Source organism: Mycolicibacter sinensis, assembly GCF_001667945.1.
Classification (GTDB): domain Bacteria; phylum Actinomycetota; class Actinomycetes; order Mycobacteriales; family Mycobacteriaceae; genus Mycobacterium; species Mycobacterium sinense_B.
Genome location: NZ_LZJK01000160.1, coordinates 1 through 536, shown reverse-complemented (window position 1 = coordinate 536; position 536 = coordinate 1). Strand labels below are relative to the sequence as shown.

Here is a 536-nt window from a genome sequence, read left to right as displayed (position 1 = left end):
GCACCGCATCACCGGAGGTCGTGGGTAGAGCCGTGGCCGCCCGTTCGTAGGCGTGCCGCGCGGCACGCCGGGCCCGCCAACCGAGCGAGGGCTTTCCTTCGGTGTCCGAGGCCGCGATCATCAGCCCACCGATGAGGCTGACGTCGGTCAAAAACGCTTGGCGCTGTTGGGCCCTGCGCTGCGGGTCGGGTTCCGTCCAGAACAGGTGGCCGCCTGCGCTGCCCGGAATGACCGTGCAGGCCAGCACCGCCGCCGCAACCCGCGGCATCCTGCCGCTGGCCAGCAAGAGACCGCCGCCGATCTGCACCAGCGCATTGGCTTTGGCGAACGTTTCAACGTCGGAGGGCACCTTGGCCGCCACCTCGTCCGGCAACTGCTTGAGTCCCTCGAACGCCGGGCGGGCGGTCTGGCCGGCTTGCTGCGGGCGACGCAAGGACTCCACCCCCTGACCGACAAACGCGGCCGCAAGCAGTGGACGGGCGATTCTGCGCATCAACACTTGGCCTCCTGGAGCAAGGCAAGCTGCCTGCGCGGTG

At 69.6% G+C, this 536-nt stretch carries 1 protein-coding gene; it reads right to left on the bottom strand.

Going from position 1 to position 536, the window contains the following annotated elements:
* Positions 1 to 499, bottom strand: a 499-nt coding sequence (locus A5694_RS21370; RefSeq protein ID WP_234787952.1) for a DoxX family protein, incomplete at its 3' end; no start/stop codon positions are given.
* Between the last annotated feature and the right edge of the window lie 37 nt (positions 500 to 536).